Source organism: Streptomyces sp. NPDC094147, from assembly GCF_044764265.1.
Classification (GTDB): domain Bacteria; phylum Actinomycetota; class Actinomycetes; order Streptomycetales; family Streptomycetaceae; genus Streptomyces.
In genome coordinates, this window is sequence record NZ_JBIWHT010000009.1 from 136,867 (window position 1) to 152,268 (window position 15,402).

Annotated in this window: 11 protein-coding genes and 1 tRNA gene; 6 read left to right on the forward strand and 6 right to left on the reverse strand. The window is 71.9% G+C overall.

Annotated features, from left to right (window positions below):
* Positions 1-115 precede the first annotated feature (115 nt).
* Positions 116-186: transfer RNA gene (locus tag ACIQ8J_RS16605), tRNA-Gln, on the reverse strand.
* A gap of 11 nt (positions 187-197) precedes the next feature.
* Positions 198-1,073 carry a hypothetical protein gene (locus ACIQ8J_RS16610; protein WP_403271485.1) on the reverse strand — a complete coding sequence of 292 codons (876 nt, stop codon included), beginning with the start codon at positions 1,071-1,073 and terminating at the stop codon, positions 198-200.
* A 154-nt stretch (positions 1,074-1,227) separates the two neighbouring features.
* On the opposite strand from ACIQ8J_RS16610, the gene ACIQ8J_RS16615 reads away from it, so the two are divergent.
* Positions 1,228-2,547 (forward strand): sensor histidine kinase, encoded by a 1,320-nt coding sequence (locus ACIQ8J_RS16615; protein WP_403271487.1) that lies wholly within the window; start codon positions 1,228-1,230, stop codon positions 2,545-2,547.
* A 44-nt stretch (positions 2,548-2,591) separates the two neighbouring features.
* Here ACIQ8J_RS16615 and ACIQ8J_RS16620 read toward each other — a convergent pair whose 3' ends face one another.
* Both ACIQ8J_RS16620 and ACIQ8J_RS16625 read right to left on the reverse strand, forming a co-directional pair.
* A complete protein-coding gene (locus ACIQ8J_RS16620; protein WP_399058207.1) occupies positions 2,592-3,080 on the reverse strand; it encodes an SUKH-3 domain-containing protein in 489 nt (162 codons plus the stop codon).
* A gap of 33 nt (positions 3,081-3,113) precedes the next feature.
* A complete protein-coding gene (locus ACIQ8J_RS16625; RefSeq protein ID WP_403271489.1) occupies positions 3,114-3,626 on the reverse strand; it encodes a YwqJ-related putative deaminase in 513 nt (170 codons plus the stop codon).
* Positions 3,627-3,874: 248 nt separating this feature from the next.
* Here ACIQ8J_RS16625 and ACIQ8J_RS16630 point away from each other — a divergent pair, with 248 nt between their 5' ends.
* From ACIQ8J_RS16630 to ACIQ8J_RS16640, 3 genes are all read left to right on the forward strand, one after another.
* Complete coding sequence (locus ACIQ8J_RS16630; RefSeq protein ID WP_403271491.1) at positions 3,875-4,861, forward strand: SMI1/KNR4 family protein; 987 nt, start codon at positions 3,875-3,877, stop codon at positions 4,859-4,861.
* 8 nt (positions 4,862-4,869) lie between these two features.
* Positions 4,870-7,464, forward strand: coding sequence for an SUKH-4 family immunity protein (locus tag ACIQ8J_RS16635; protein ID WP_403271492.1), 2,595 nt, complete (start codon positions 4,870-4,872; stop codon positions 7,462-7,464).
* A gap of 195 nt (positions 7,465-7,659) precedes the next feature.
* Positions 7,660-8,556 carry a cellulose-binding protein gene (locus ACIQ8J_RS16640; protein WP_403271494.1) on the forward strand — a complete coding sequence of 299 codons (897 nt, stop codon included), beginning with the start codon at positions 7,660-7,662 and terminating at the stop codon, positions 8,554-8,556.
* Positions 8,557-8,655: 99 nt separating this feature from the next.
* On the opposite strand, the gene ACIQ8J_RS16645 is transcribed toward ACIQ8J_RS16640, so the two are convergent.
* The gene (locus ACIQ8J_RS16645; protein ID WP_403271660.1) at positions 8,656-10,182 is read right to left on the reverse strand and encodes an MFS transporter; all 1,527 of its coding nucleotides are present in this window, start codon (positions 10,180-10,182) and stop codon (positions 8,656-8,658) included.
* 408 nt (positions 10,183-10,590) lie between these two features.
* On the opposite strand from ACIQ8J_RS16645, the gene ACIQ8J_RS16650 reads away from it, so the two are divergent.
* Both ACIQ8J_RS16650 and ACIQ8J_RS16655 read left to right on the forward strand, forming a co-directional pair.
* Positions 10,591-11,379, forward strand: a complete 789-nt coding sequence (locus ACIQ8J_RS16650; RefSeq protein WP_403271496.1) for an ABC transporter ATP-binding protein — start codon at positions 10,591-10,593, stop codon at positions 11,377-11,379.
* A complete protein-coding gene (locus tag ACIQ8J_RS16655) occupies positions 11,376-13,955 on the forward strand; it encodes an ABC transporter permease (RefSeq protein ID WP_403271498.1) in 2,580 nt (859 codons plus the stop codon). Before ACIQ8J_RS16650 ends, ACIQ8J_RS16655 begins: the two co-directional genes overlap by 4 nt.
* On the opposite strand, the gene ACIQ8J_RS16660 is transcribed toward ACIQ8J_RS16655, so the two are convergent.
* Positions 13,956-15,392, reverse strand: coding sequence for a DUF2079 domain-containing protein (locus ACIQ8J_RS16660; protein ID WP_403271500.1), 1,437 nt, complete (start codon positions 15,390-15,392; stop codon positions 13,956-13,958).
* Positions 15,393-15,402: the final 10 nt, after the last annotated feature.

The window sequence follows — 15,402 nt, forward strand, 5'->3', positions numbered from 1 at the left end:
GCTTCGGGGGGTGGACAACCGAAGGATACCGGGGGGTTTCGCGGATGAAATCGGGGTGGGGGCGGGGGAAATGCGGCGGGTCCTGACTGGGACAGTCAGGACCCGAACTTTGGAGCTCCCAGGGAAGGAATCGAACCCTCATTCAATGGACCAAAACCATTTGTCCTACCATTAGACGACCTGGGATGGTCTGCCCTCTATGTCCGTTTCGCTTCTGCGGGTGAGAGGGCAGCCCCTACTATGCCGTACCAGGCGCCCTCCATGCGACGGTACAGATCGACGCTATCCCGCACATAGATCGCGAGACAGCCTCGGTATGCGTCGCCGGTGTTCTTCCGGTGCGTTTTCGGGTTGTGCCGTTTCAGTACTGGCTTGTTGAAGCTGGCCGGGCCGAGTCCTGTGAGCTCCGCCCAGAACCGCGTGGCTTCCTCGACGTCGGCGGACTCATGGATGCTGACGTGGAGGCGGAGTCGGTCCGGCGTGACATCCAGGAGCTTCAGCCACTTCAGGTAGACCTTGATGACGTTCGGGTCGCTGTTGATGAACTTCAGGGACTCTCGGCGGTCCCAGGGCTTGTCCTTGGCGCCTTCCGCCCAATAGAGCACGACGCCGGCAAGGAACAGCTCCCTGTCCGACAGCTCGCCGACCTCGCTCGCCGCATCCCGCTTGGTCTGCTGGCGCTCGGCCTCGCGGCGCTTCAGTGCCGCCTCCCAGCCGCGTTTGGCGATGGCCGAGGCCTCCTCCGGGGTGCGGGTGCGGTCCGGCTTCGGGAGGTCTCGTACCCAGAGCGATATCGAGCTCTTCGAGCAGCCGAGCTCGACCTGGATCTGGTCGTACGTCATGCCCCGCGTGCGGAGCTCTCTCGCTCGGTCGCGGAGGTCGTCCTTGGCGTTGGGGCGCTTGGTCCACTCGGGGGCGGGTTCACCGTTGAGGAGGCGGTTGAGGAGGTCGTTGTTGTCGACGAACAGGCGGTCGCGGATCTGGCGGCGGCTGAGCCCCTCGCGGCGCAAAGCGATGGCCTGCTGGCGGAGGTTTTCGAAGTCGGCGTATTTGCCGGGTGTGGTGGATGTCATACGGACACGCTCGTCCGGCATGCGGACGAGCGCTCGAATATCCGCTCGATTCACCAGATCGTGGGATCTCCGTCCATTTCTGGCGTGTTCGATGAGATTTCGTGCAGCGGAAGCCGACGGAAAATCGTTCGCGGCCGCCCGTAGTCTGGGAGCCATGACCGCAACGGGGGCTTACCAGGAAGCCACGGGGTTGACCTCCCGTGGCTGGTGGTGGTGGGAGCGCAGGCGCAGCGTGGTGCTGGATGTCTCGCTCGGGGTGATCTCCGCGCTGGAGTGCGCGGCGGAGGGCGTGAGTTTCGCGCGGGATGCGGGGTTGCCCGTGCCGGCCGGGGTGTTGCTCGGGCTGGTTTCGGGGGCTTCGCTGGTGCTGCGGCGGCGGTGGCCGATTGCCGTGGTGCTGATCTCGGTGGCGGTGACGCCCGCCAGCATGGGGTTCATTCTGAGCGTGGTGGGGCTGTACACGCTGGCCGCGTCGGAGGTGCCGCGCCGGATCACGGGTGCGCTGGCGGGGATGTCGGTGGCGGGGACGTTCATCGTGACGTTCGTGCGGATGCATCAGGGCTTGGCGCGGGGTGAGTACGCCCCGGGGCAGTGGTACGTGCCGCTGGTGTCGTCGGTGATGGCGCTGGGGATCACGGGTCCGCCGCTTCTGTACGGGCTGTATATAGGGGCGCGGCGGCGGTTGATGGAGTCGTTGCGGGAGCGGGCGGATTCGTTGGAGCGGGAGCTTTCGCTGCTCGCGGACCGGGCTGAGGAGCGGGCGGAGTGGGCGCGTACGGAGGAGCGGACGCGGATTGCCCGGGAGATGCACGATGTGGTGGCGCATCGGGTGTCGTTGATGGTGGTGCATGCTGCGGCGTTGCAGGCGGTGGCGCGCAAGGATCCGGAGAAGGCCGTCAAGAACGCGGCGCTGGTCGGTGACATGGGGCGGCAGGCGTTGACGGAGCTGCGGGAGATGCTCGGGGTGTTGCGGGCGGCGGATCAGCAGCCGGTCGCGGTTTCGGTGGTTCCGGTGCCGTTGGCGGCGGTGGGTGTTGCTGCGGCCGCGGCTGCGGCGGCTGCGGAGGAGGGTCCGTGTCTGGCGGACATCGAGGCGTTGGTGGGGCAGTCCCGGGAGGCCGGGATGGTGGTGGAGCTGTTGGTGCAGGGGGAGGCGCGGGGGTATGACGCGCTGGTGGAGCAGACGGCGTACCGGGTGGTTCAGGAGGCGCTGACCAATGTGCACAAGCATGCGGCGGGCGCGAAGGTGATGGTGCGTCTGGCGCATCGGGAGGCCGAGGTGGCGATGCAGGTGGAGAACGGGCCTGCGGACGGTGTGACGGCGGATGCGGGGTTGCCGAGTGGGGGCAATGGTCTGGTGGGGATGCGGGAGCGGGTGACGGCGTTGGGCGGGGTGTTCGTGTCGGGGGTGACGGACGCGGGTGGGTTCCGGGTGTCGGCGGTGCTGCCGGATCGGGCGTCGGTGGTTTCGTAGTCGGGCGGGGGGTTCGGGCTTACGGGGTCACCGGGGGGGGGTGTTCAGCCCGAGGTGAGGCGGATGGGCTGGGTGCCGGTGATGAGGGTGTTGAGGGCGTGGTCGATGTCGGGGCCGAGGTACCAGTCGCCGGTGTGGTCGAGGGAGTAGACGCGGCCGTGGGTGTCGATGGCGAGGACGGCTTGCTGGTCGCCTTCTTCGCCGAGGGGGGCGATGTCGGTTTCGAGGGCTCGGCCGAGGTCGGCGAGGGTGCGGGCGAGGTGGAGGCCGGCGAGGGGGTCGAAGCGGAGGGTGGCGGGGGCGTTGCGGCGGCCGGGGCCGGGGGCGGTGAGGCGCAGGCCGCCGAATTCGGCCCAGGCTTCGACGGCGGCGGGGAAGACGGTGTGGCGGTGGCCGGCGGGTGAGGTGTGGCCGCGCAGGACGTCGGCCCAGGCTTCGGCTTGTCGGATGTCCCAGCGTCCGGGTTGCCAGCCGGCGGTGCGCAGGGCGGCGTCGACGGGGACGGGGAACCGGGTGGTGGAGATGTCCGGCATCGGCGGCCTTTCCGTGCAGAGGGTGTGGGGGTTTTAGGGTTCGACGCTGCGTACGCCGAAGTGGGCGAGCAGTGCGGTGCAGGAGCGGCAGGGTGGTGCGTAGCTGCCGTGGAGGGGGTCGCCGTCTTCGCGTATGCGGCGGGCGGTGAGTTTGGCGTGTTTGAGGGCGCGGCGGGCTTCGCCGTGGGTGAGGGGTTTGCGCTGGGCGCGTTTGGAGCGGTTGGTCTCGACGCTGGTCAGGTGTCGGGAGAGCAGGATCGCTTCGGGGCAGCGGCCGGTGAAGCGTTCGCGTTGGCTGCTGGTGAGGGTGTCGAGGTAGTCCTGGACGAGGGCGTGCAGGACGGGGGGTTGTCCGCCTCTGCCTGCGGTGCAGGTGAGGGTTTCGCCGCGGACGGAGAGTGCGGCGGCGACGGCGGGGAGGATGCCGTCGCGGCGGTGGCGCAGTAAGGGCGCGGCTGTGGTGGTGGCGCTCCAGTTGAGGCGTGGATCGCCGGGTGTCGCATTTATCGCGTTTGTAGCGGATGTTTCGCCTGGTGCGGTGTGCATGGTGCTGTGTCCCTCCCACTGCCCGCGGCTTCCGTCGCGAGTGTCAGCGCCCCCGAGTTGCGGGGACAGCCTGCCAAATGCGGCCGCTGGTACGGAAGCTGGGGCGTGGAAACCCGCGCGTCGGGGGCGCAGGGTGATGCGGCTGTGACGGGTGGTGATGGATGTGCGGGGCCGGTACTCGGTATTGCCCCACCGCATAGTCTGGTCCTCACCAGCCAGACGCCAGCACGCAGCAGGGGGCAACCGCCATGACGACAGGTCGGCTCGGGCAGCATGCCGCGCCACCGAACGAGGCCTATGCCGGTCAGGTCGTGCACTTCCCGGATCCGGTCCGGGCCTCCCGGCATCCCAGAGGGGTGCGGGTGGATGAGCACGGCTTCCCGGATTTCTCGCCGTACGCCCGCGCGGCGGCGGAGATCGCGGAGCCGCCGGAGGGTTTCGGGGTGGACGAGCTCCGGTTGACCGACTACGTGTCGGCGAACGCGGCGCTGGCCGCCGCGGGCCATGAGCTGTGGGACACGATTGCGGCGGTGGCGACGCCGCACGGCTGGACCTGGCACCACGTGCCGGGTGGCCGGCGGCTGGAGTTGGTGCCGGTCGAGGTGAAGGCGCTGTTGCGTCATTACGGCGGTCTGGCGACGGCGCGGGTCGAGCACGACAAGCGCGGTACGCGTCCGTTGCAGGAGACGCGGCCGGCGCACTTCGGTCTGCCGAAGGGCTCGGTGTCGGTGTCGGAGTCCCAACTCCTGGGTGTGGAGGAGGACTTGGGGTACCGGCTGCCGGGTGCCTACCGTTCGTTCCTGAAGGCGGCGGGTGGGTGTGCCCCGGTCGGGGCGGCGCTCGACGCCGAGCTGGGGCTCCTGGTCGACCAGCCGTTCTTCACGGTGCGCGACGAGGCCGCGGTCAATGACCTGGTGTATGTCAACAAGTGTCTGCGCGACCATCTCACCAAGGACTATCTGGGGGTCGCCTTCGTGCAGGGCGGTCTGCTCGCGGTGAAGGTGAAGGGCTCGGCGGTCGGTTCGGTGTGGTTCTGCGCGTACGACGACGCGCGGGACCGGGACGGGCTGAGTGTGAACGAGCGGGTGGAGCGGCTGCTGCTGCCCTGCGGGGACGACTTCGACGGGTTCCTGGCCCGGCTTGCGGGCAATCCGCCGGAGTTGGAGACCGTGGCGAATCTGATGGTGGACGGCGGCTTCGCGCGCGCCGTCGGGACGACCTCGGTAGGGGAGTGAGCCGGCCGATGGTGACTTTCGCTCAGGCGCAGGAGCGCGCGGAAGAGTGGATCAATGGCGATGTGCCCGCGTATCAGCACCGGGAGGTGCGGGTGCGGGAGTTCGAGCTGGGTTTCGTGGTGTGGGCCGAGGACCGCGAGAACGGTCCTTCGGGCGCGGGCGGTGCGCAGCGTCTGGTGATCGCCCGGGACAGCGGTGAGGCGACGCTGTGGCCGGGGCTGCCGGTGGGTGAGGTGATCCGCCGGTACGAGGAGGAGTACGGGGTGCCGGAGGATGTGCCGCCGGTGGCCGAGGCTCCGGCGCGGATCGATCTGAATCAGACGTCGTTCCTGCTGAGTCCGCCGGAGTGGCTTCAGGAGGCGGCGGACAAGCTGGGGATTCCGGACCGGCGGGGCGAGAGCGCCGCCGGGTCCGGTGGGCCGGGGGTCGGGGCGCCGGCTGCGCCTTCCGCTCCCGCTCCCGCTCCCGCTCCCGCTCCCGCTCCCGCTTCCGGTGGGGGTGGGGCGGCGTGGCCCGCGCCCGCCGCTGCCGCGCAGGGGACGCCCGCTGGGGGTACGCCCTGGGCGGGTACGGACACCAACGCCGGTTCGGAGGACGGTTCGGTGCCGCTGCCCGCGACGGTGTTCGCGCCGTCGCTGTCCGGTTCGGACGATGACGATGCCGCGCCGCCGAAGGCGCCGCCGGAGGCCAAGACCGCGTTGATCGCGGGCGGCAGTCAGCTTCCGCCGACGGCGCTCGCGCCCGCGATCGACCCGGACGCGCCGGTGCCGGGTGTGCCGGCGGTGGCTCCGGGTGCTCCGGCCGCTGCTGTTCCGCCCGCCCGGCCGGCGGGTCCTGGTGCGCCTTCGGCTGCGGGGGACATCGCGGATGCCGCGACCAGGAAGGCGGTCGGGCCGCCGCAGGGTGTGCGGGCGGCGCGGGGCGAGGGTTCTGCGACTCCGCCGCCGCCGGGCGCGCCGGGTACGCCCGGTGCGCGGCCGCCCGCCGCGCCGGTGCCGGGTTCGACTCCGCCGCCGGGTGCGCCGGCCGGTGGTTATCTGCCGACGCAGCTGGTGTCGCAGCTCGGTCCCGAGGGCCCGCAGCCGCCCGGCCCGCCGACGCCGCCTCCGCCCTCGCAGGGCGGTGTGCACCAGGCGGCGACGATGCTGGCGGACCCGAGCCAGCTGGGCCCGGGTGGCCCCGGTGGTCCGGGTGCGCCGATGCCTCCGGGTCCGCCCGGTCCTCCTGGTGTGCCCGGTACGCCCCCTGGCGGGGTGCACCATGCCGCGACGATGCTGGCCGACCCGAGCCAGCTGGGCCCCGGTGGTCCGGGTGCGCCGATGCCTCCGGGTCCGCCCGGTGCTCCGGGTGCGCCGGGGGCTCCGCTGCCGCCCGGTCGTCCCGGTGTGCCCGGTACGCCTCCCGGCGGGGTGCACCAGGCGGCCACGATGCTGGCGGGGCCCGCGCAGATGGGTCCCGGTGGCCCGGGTGCGCCGATGCCTCCTGGCCCGCCCGGAGCTCCTGGTGCGCCCGGCGCCCCGATGCCGCCCGGTCCGCCCGGGATGCCGCCGGGTGGGCCCGTACCGCAGACGCCGCCGCCCGCGTACGGCTATCCGCAGCAGCCCCCGACCGGGCTGCCGACGGTCGGCCCCGGCTATCAGGCCGTGCTGCGCTACCGCGCGCCCGACGGTTCCGAGCAGCAGCTCATCCGCCGTTCGGCGCCCGGCATTCCGCATCCGGAGTGGCAGATCTTCCATGAGCTGCGGGCGATGAACGTGCCCGCGGACCATGTGCTCGAACTGCACACCGAGCTGGAGTCGTGCGAGCTGCCGGGCGGTTACTGCGCGCGGATGATCCGCGAGCAGTGGCCGCAGGTGCGGATCACGAACGTGGCTCCGTACGGCAAGGACCATGCCTCGCGCCGTCAGGGTGTCCAGCATCTGCTCACCCACCAGGGCGAGTTGGCGCAGGTCGCGGACGGTCCGGCCAGGCCGCAGCCGGTGCGGGCGCCGTTGGTGCCGGTGCAGCCGCTGCCGCCGCTGCCGCCGGAGGGCGTGGCGCACGAGCTGGCGGGTGCGTTCGGCCCGCAGGGTGTCTTCCGCTTCGACCAGCGGGCGGTGTCGCGGCAGGGTGTGCCGGAGGCCGTGGCGGTGACGCTGGTGTGGGCGGGTCTGCCGGTGGACTTCGGGCCGTTCTTCTGGGCGCAGGCCGTGCCCGGTCAGCCGGTGCCGACGCTGGCCGAGCTGGCGCAGCAGCGCGGAGTGCAGCCGGCCGCGGACGCGGGTTCGTACCTGGTGATGGGTTCGGACTTCGGGCGGGCGATCTGTGTCCAGTACGGGACCGCGAACATCGTGGCGGTGCCGGTGGAGGCGGGATCCCCAACGGGAGGGCACAGCCAGTCGGTGCCGCCGCAGTTCGTGAACTCGGGGCTGCCCGAGTTCGTACGGTGTCTGGCGCTGCTCGGCCGGATGTGGCGGCTGCGGTTCGGGCTCAACCCCGAGCAGGCGGGCCGCTGGACGGTCGACTTCCAGGCGCAGCTGGCGGCGCTCGACCCGGCGGCGCTCGCTTCGCCGGAGAGCTGGTGGTCGGTGCTGCTTGAGCAGATGTGGGACGGGCTGCTCTGACCGTGCCGTGTTGAGGTGCCGAGGCGCTCGCCGTGTGGTCGCGGTGGGCGCCTCGGTCGTGCGGGCCGCCCGCGATTGCGCCTTCTGTCGCCCTGGGGCGCATCCTTGTGCGGGGGGTGCGGGTGGAGTGTCGCGTTATGACCACTTCGCTTCGGTCGCCGGAACGTCAGTGGGTGCGGGAGAGGAGCGTCAGGGATGAGCGCAGCATCGATGCCGCCGTCGGCGCAGCCGTTCGGGGCCGGCCGGGGCCGCGGTTACCGTCCCGAGCAGGTCGACCGGGCGCTGGCCGGGCTCGCCGGGGAGCGGGCGGCGGCGCGGGAGCGGGCGGACCGGCTCGCCGCGCTCGCCGAGGAACTGGAGGCGCGGGCGGCCGCGCTGCGCGAGCAGGTCGCCGTGCTCGCCCCGCAGACGTACGAGGCGCTCGGCGGCCGCGCCGGGACGCTGTTCGCGCTGGCCGTCGAGGAGGGCGACGAGGTGCGGGCCGCGGCCGTGGAGGCGGCGGCCGCCGGGGCGCAGGCCGCTGAGGAGGCGGGGCGGGCGGCCAGGGACGCGGCGCGGGCGCACGCGGATGAGGTGCTCGCGGCCGCCGAGGCGCGGGCCGAGCGGATCCTGCTCGCGGCCCGCACCGAGGCGGACGACACCCGGGGCGCGGCGCGTGCCGAGGCCGAGCAGCGGCGGGCCGACGCGGCGGCCGTGCTGGCCGATACGCGGCGGCGCTGCGCGGCGACGCTGGCCGGGCAGGACCGGGAGCAGGCGGAGGTGCTGGAGGCGGCCGAGCGTGAACTGGCCGCCGCCGAGGCCGAGTTGAGCGCCCGCCACACCGAGCTGACCGCCGCCGCGCAGGCCCGCCTGGACGAGGCGCGTCGCGCGTATGCGCGGACCGAGGAGAGCGCCCGGCACGGCCAGGAGGACGCCGAGGCGCGCGGCGCGGAACTGGTGGCCCAGGCGCGGGCCGGCGAGGAGCGGATCGTACGGGAGACGGAGCGGGTGCTGCGGGAGCATGCCGAGACCGGCGAGGAGGTGCGGGCGCATCTGGCGCACGTACGCGTCGGCTTGGCGGCGCTGACGGGGCGGGGTGTGGCCGAGGACTGAGTGGTTCGGGGGCGGAGCGCGGCCCGTCGATTCGCGGAGTCCGGCCGCGGGCTGGGCGGCGCTTTCACGCTCGCCTCCTCAGCCGCGCGCTCGGCCCCCTCAGTCGTCGGTCTGGTCCGGTGTCAGGACGGGGAAGCGGCGCGGGGCCAGGAAGAGCAGGACCAGCAGGGCCAGTACGGCCGCGATGGCGGCGCCGATGTAGACGTGGTCCACGGCGCTCGCCACCGCCCGGCGCAGATAGTCGGCGGCCCCGGCCGTCAGGTCCGCCGGGTGTTGCAGGGCGCGCGAGGCCGAGTCGAGGTCGCCGGGCAGTCCGGGCAGGGGGGCGTGGGCGAGGCGGGCGGCGATGGTGGTGTTGGCGACCGCGCCGAACAGGGCCGCGCCGAGCGACTGGCCGACCTGGCGGCAGAACAGTACGGACGCGGTCGTGGTGCCGCGCTCGGACCAGCCGACCGTCGACTGCACGCCGACGATCAGGGGGAGTTGGAACAGGCCGAGCGCTGCGCCGAGCAGCAGCATGATCAGCGCGGGCTGCCAGGCCCGGCCGGGGAAGGGCAGCAGCGGGAAGGCCAGCAGGATCAGCGCGGCCAGCGCGATGCCGGTGATCGCGGAGTTGCGGAAGCCGATGCGGGTGTAGACGCGGCTGGAGAGCGCGGCGGAGATGGGCCAGCTCAGGGTCATCACGGACAGGACGAAGCCGGCGGCGGTCGGGTTGAGGCCGAGGACGGACTGGGCGTAGGTGGGCAGGAAGACGGTCGGGGCGACCATGAGCAGGCCGAGCGCGCCGAGTGCCAGGTTGACGGCGGCGATGGTGCGCCGGCGCCAGACCCAGCCGGGTATGACGGGTTCGGCGGCCCGGCGCTCCACGTACACGGTCAGCGCGGCGAGCGCGGCGCTGGCGGCGAGCAGCGCGAGTGAGGGGGCCGACAGCCAGGGCCAGGCGACTGAGCCCTGGACCAGTGCGGTGAGCAGCAGGGCGCCGGTGGCGAAGACGCACAGGGCGCCGGCCCAGTCGATGCGGGGCCGGGTGGCGGGTCTTGGGCGGGCGGGCTCGACGAGGTGCCGGGCGACCAGCCACAGGGCGGCCGCGCCCACCGGCACGTTGACGAGGAAGATCCAGCGCCAGTCGGCGTAGGTGGCCAGCAGCCCGCCGAGTGCGGGCCCGGCGACCGCGGAGACGGCCCAGACCGTCGACAACTTGGCCTGGATCTTGGGGCGTTCCTTGAGCGGGTACAGGTCGGCGGCGATCGTCTGGACGGTGCCCTGGAGGGCGCCGCCGCCGAGGCCCTGCACGATGCGGAAGGCGATGAGCGCGGCCATGTTCCAGGCGATGGCGCACAGGACGGATCCGGCGAGGAAGACGATGATGCCGACGATCAGTACGGGTTTGCGGCCGAAGGTGTCGGAGAGCTTGCCGTAGACGGGCAGGGTGACGGTCACGGCGAGCAGATAGCCGGAGAACAGCCAGGAGAAGACGGCGAATCCGCCGAGGTCGCCGACGATCTGGGGGACGGCGGTCGACACGATGGTGCCGTCGAGGGCGGCCAGTGCCATGCCCATCATGAGGGCCGCGACGACCGGGCCGCGCCCGCGTGCGGGTGCCGCGTCCGGTGCCGCGCCGGGTATCGCTTCGGTGCCGGGGCTGTGGTCGGAGACGCTCACCAAGATCCTTTCACTGTGCACGCATCTGCTCGGGCACACCTTCTCACTCCTCCCCCGAGCTCTGAAGGAGCAGGGGGGACCCCCATCCCCCCGACGGCAGGGGTGGAGGCTGCCCTGAGACGGGCTCGTCCCGCAGACGTAGACCCCTAAGGGGTGCTCCCTACTTCGGGGCAGGGGCCTGTCGTCCCGGCGGAGGACGTGGAGGCGGGGGCTTGTTCCTTACGGTGGTCTTACGTCGCAACCGCGGCCGCGGGGTGGGGATAACCCCACCTCGAAGACGGTGCCGGGCACCAATGCGCCCGCGCCGTCCGGCCCGGACACTCAAGACGTACGTCGGCACGACTGGCTGAAACACGACCAAGGAGAATTACCGTGACAACGGCTGTGACCATTCCCAGGCACGGGGACACTGGAGGGCGTACGGCGGTCGCGGCACGGGCGCGCCAGGTCGTGAAGGCGTACGGGTCGGGTGAGACCCGGGTGGTGGCCCTCGACCACGTCGATGTCGACATAGCCCGCGGCCAGTTCACCGCGATCATGGGCCCGTCCGGTTCCGGCAAGTCCACCCTGATGCACTGCCTGGCCGGGCTCGACACGGTGACCAGCGGCCAGATCTACCTGGACGAGACCGAGATCACCGGTCTGAAGGACAAGAAGCTCACGCAGCTGCGCCGGGACCGGATCGGGTTCATCTTCCAGGCGTTCAACCTGCTGCCGACGCTGAACGCGCTGGAGAACATCACGCTGCCGATGGACATCGCCGGGCGCAGGCCCGATGCCCAGTGGCTGGAGCGCGTGGTGGAGACCGTGGGTCTGGCCGGGCGGCTCAAGCACCGGCCGACCCAGCTGTCGGGCGGTCAGCAGCAGCGCGTCGCCGTGGCGCGGGCGCTGGCGGCCCGGCCGGAGATCATCTTCGGTGACGAGCCGACCGGAAACCTGGACTCGCGGGCGGGCGCCGAAGTCCTCGGCTTCCTGCGCCAGTCCGTGGACGAGCTGGGCCAGACCATCGTGATGGTCACCCACGACCCGGTGGCCGCCTCCTACGCGGACCGGGTGCTCTACCTCGCCGACGGCCGGATCGTGGACGAGATGTTCCGGCCGACCGCGGACGCCGTGCTCGACCGCATGAAGGACTTCGACGCGCGGGGGCGGACGTCGTGACCGTGCTCAAGACCTCGATGCGCAACTTCCTCGCGCACAAGGGACGGATGGCGCTCTCCGCCGTCGCGGTCCTGCTGTCGGTGGCGTTCGTGTGCGGCACGCTCGTCTTCACCGACACCATGAACACCACCTTCGACAAGCTGTTCGCGGCGACCGCCTCCAACGTGACCGTCAGCCCCAAGTCGGGCGACGCGAGCCAGGGCGCCCGCTCCCAGACCGGCCGGCCCGAGGCGCTGCCCGCCTCGGTGGTCGAGCGGGTCAAGAAGGCGTCCGGCGTGCAGAAGGCCGAGGGCGCCGTCAGCAGCCCCAACGTCACGGTCGTCAACGCCAAGAACGAGAACATGGGCTCCTCCACCGGCGCCCCCACCATCGCCGGCAACTGGACCGACAACGACCTCAAGGCGATGGAGATCACCTCCGGCCGCGCCCCGCGCGGGCCGACCGAGATGATGGTCGACGCCGACACCGCCGCCAAGCACCACCTGAAGCTCGGTGACGAACTGCGCACCATCGCCGTCACCGGCGACTTCACCGCGAAGATCACCGGCATCACCACCTTCAAGGTCACCAACCCCGGTGCCGCGATCGTCTACTTCGACACCGCGACCGCGCAGCGCGAACTCCTGGGCACCACCGGCCAGTTCACCGACGTCAACGTCACCGCCGCGAGCGGGGTGAGCGACGAGCAGCTCAAGCAGAACGTGGCGGCCGCGCTCGGCGCCGGCCCGTACAAGCTGCAGACCGCGAAGGAGGCCGCGGACGCCAACCGCTCCGACGTCGGCTCCTTCCTCGACGTGATGAAGTACGCGATGCTCGGCTTCGCCGGGATCGCCTTCCTCGTCGGCATCTTCCTGATCATCAACACGTTCTCGATGCTGGTCGCCCAGCGCACCCGCGAGATCGGCCTGATGCGGGCCATCGGCTCCAGCCGCAAGCAGGTCAACCGCTCGGTCCTGCTGGAGGCGCTGCTGCTCGGCGTGTTCGGCTCGATCCTCGGGGTGGGCGCGGGAGTCGGTCTCGCGGTCGGCCTGATGAAGCTGATGGGCTCCATGGGGATGGAGCTGTCCACCCGTGACCTCACGGTCGCGTGGACGACGCCCGTGATCGGCCTGGTGCTCGGCGTCGTGGTGACGGTCGTCGCCGCCTATGTGCCGGCCCGGCGGGCCGGGAAGATCTCCCCGATGGCCGCGCTGCGCGACGCGGGCACCCCGGCCGACGGCAAGGCCGGTGTGGTCCGGGCCGTCATCGGTCTGGTCCTGACCGGTGCGGGCGGCGCGGCACTGCTCGGCGCCGCCAACTCCTCAAAGGCGTCGGCCGGTTCGGGCCTGCTCGGCCTCGGCGTCGTCCTCACCCTGATCGGTTTCGTGGTCATCGGGCCGCTGCTCGCGGGCGGTGTGGTCCGGGTCATCGGCGCGCTGGTGCTGCGGATCTTCGGCCCGGTCGGGCGGATGGCCGAGCGCAACGCGCTGCGCAACCCGCGGCGCACCGGCGCGACCGGCGCGGCCCTGATGATCGGTCTCGCGCTGGTGGCCTGCCTCTCGGTGGTCGGCTCCTCGATGGTCGCCTCCGCCACCGACGAGCTCGACAAGTCGGTCGGCGCGGACTTCATCGTGTCCTCCGGCACCGGCCAGCCCATCGTGCCGCAGGCCGCCGACGCGCTGAAGCGGACCCCGGGCATCGAGCACGTCACCAACTACAAGTCGCTCGAAGCCAAGCTGACCACCCCCGACGGCAAGACCGAGGACAAGCACGTCACCGCCGCCGACCCGACGTACCAGCAGGACCTGCGGCGCAAGACCGTCGACGGCGACCTCGCGGCGGCGTACGGCACGAACGCCATGTCGGTCGGTGACACCTACGCCAAGGCGCACGGCGTCAAGGTCGGCGACTCGCTGAGCGTCGCCTTCAAGGACGGCCGCACGGCGAAGCTGAAGGTCGCGGCGATCACCTCGGACGACACCAATGTCGACAAGGGCGCGATGTACACCGACGTCACGACCGCCGCCCAGTACATGCCGGCCGACAAGATGCCCAAGAACATGCTGATGTTCGCCAAGGCGCAGAACGGCAAGGCGAAGGACGCCTACGCCGCGCTGAAGGAGTCGCTGAAGGCGTATCCGCAGTACAAGGTGCAGAACCAGGCCGACTTCAAGCAGACGCTGAAGGACCAGATCGGCCAGCTCCTGAACATCGTGTACGGACTGCTCGCCCTCGCGATCATCGTCGCGGTGCTCGGTGTGGTGAACACCCTGGCCCTGTCGGTGGTCGAGCGGACCAGGGAGATCGGCCTGATGCGCGCGATCGGCCTCTCGCGCCGCCAGCTGCGCCGGATGATCCGTCTGGAGTCGGTGGTGATCGCCCTGTTCGGCGCGCTGCTCGGCCTCGGGCTCGGCATGGGCTGGGGCACCACCGCCCAGAAGCTGCTCGCGCTTCAGGGCATGGGAGTCCTGGAGATTCCCTGGCCGACCATCCTCACCGTGTTCGTCGCCTCGGCGTTCGTGGGCCTGTTCGCCGCGCTGATACCCGCCTTCCGGGCGGGGCGGATGAACGTCCTGAACGCGATCGCCAGCGACTAGTCAGGCCTCCAGGCGCAGCACCACATATCCCGCTGCCACCCCGGTGACCGTGTAACGGGCACCGGGGTGCAGCGTTTTGGCGTACTCCACGGGGTCGCCCGCCCAGTTGTCGCCGTTGTCGATCGCGATGTAGCGCGGGGTCACCGGGCGGGCGTCGCCCACCCAGAAGACCCGGCAGCGGGAGGTGAGCCTGGCGATCGGCCCGACGTTCGCCTCCACCGTCGCCCCGTCCGGTATCCGCTCCAACAGGCGCTCCACGGCGGCCACTTGGGGGCTCTTGCGGTACGTGTCCGGCTCGGTCAGCTCCGCCAGCGGCAGCGAGGGCGTCAGGGCCAGGGCCGCGGCCGCCGCGCAGAACGGCAGGTTGCGGGCGTACGAGCGCAGCCAGGGGCGCGGGCTGTGGCGGGCGGTGGCCGCCGCGTCGGCGAGGGCGAGCGCGAGAACGGGCATCAGGACCGCGCTGTAGTGCCAGTCGGTGGACCAGTAGTGGTCGTCCGACGACACGAAGCGCCAGCCGATGGTGGGCAGCGCGGCGAGCAGCAGCGGGGAGCGCAGCGCGAGCAGGCCGGTGGTGGGGAGCAGGATCCAGATCAGGGTGCGCAGCTTGGTGTCCCCGGCGGCCAGCGGCCCCGCGCCGCCCATCTTGCTCCAGTAGTCGTACGCGTCCGAGGAGTTGAAGGCGGGGATGACGGCGGTGAAGGTGACCAGGGCGGCCACCGTGCCGAAGGCGGCCACGGCGGCGGCCCACCGCACGGCGCGCGGCGAGACGCGGCGGGCCCGCACCGCGACGACGACGGCGAGCGCGCTGGTCGTCAGACCCAGGTCCTCCTTCACCAGGACCAGCGGCAGCGCGTACAGGAGCGCGGCGCGCCAGCGTTCGCGCAGCAGCGCCTCCAGGGAGAAGGCGATCAGCGGGACGGCGAAGCAGATCTCGTGGAAGTCGAAGTCGGCCGCGCGCTGCATCCCCCACGACAGGCCGAACGCGGCCCCGACCGCGAGCCCGGGGCCTCGGCCCAGCAGCCGGGCCGAGGCGCGGGCCACCGGGACGGCGGCCAGCGCGAACAGCGCGGACTGGGCGACGAGCAGGGTGACGGGGGTGGGGAACAGCCGGTAGGCGGGGGCGAGCAGCGCGGTCACCGGACTGAAGTGGTCGCCGAGGATGTTGGTGCCGGGCCCCTTCAGATCGGCGACCGGCGCCTGGAAGTGGGCGTAGGCGCGGACCACCTGCTCGAAGATGCCCAGGTCCCAGGAGAGCGTCTCCATCCGCCGGTAGCGGAGCACGGAGAGCGCGGTGTACGCGGTGAAGAGCACGGCGGCGAGCAGATACGGGTCGGCTGCCCGCCGCTGGAGTATTCGGCCGGGCAGCCGGGCCCGCCGCGAGGCCTCCCCGCTGGTCTGCTGCGTGGATGGGGGCGCGGCGAGCAGCACTCCGGACAACGTGGGGCTC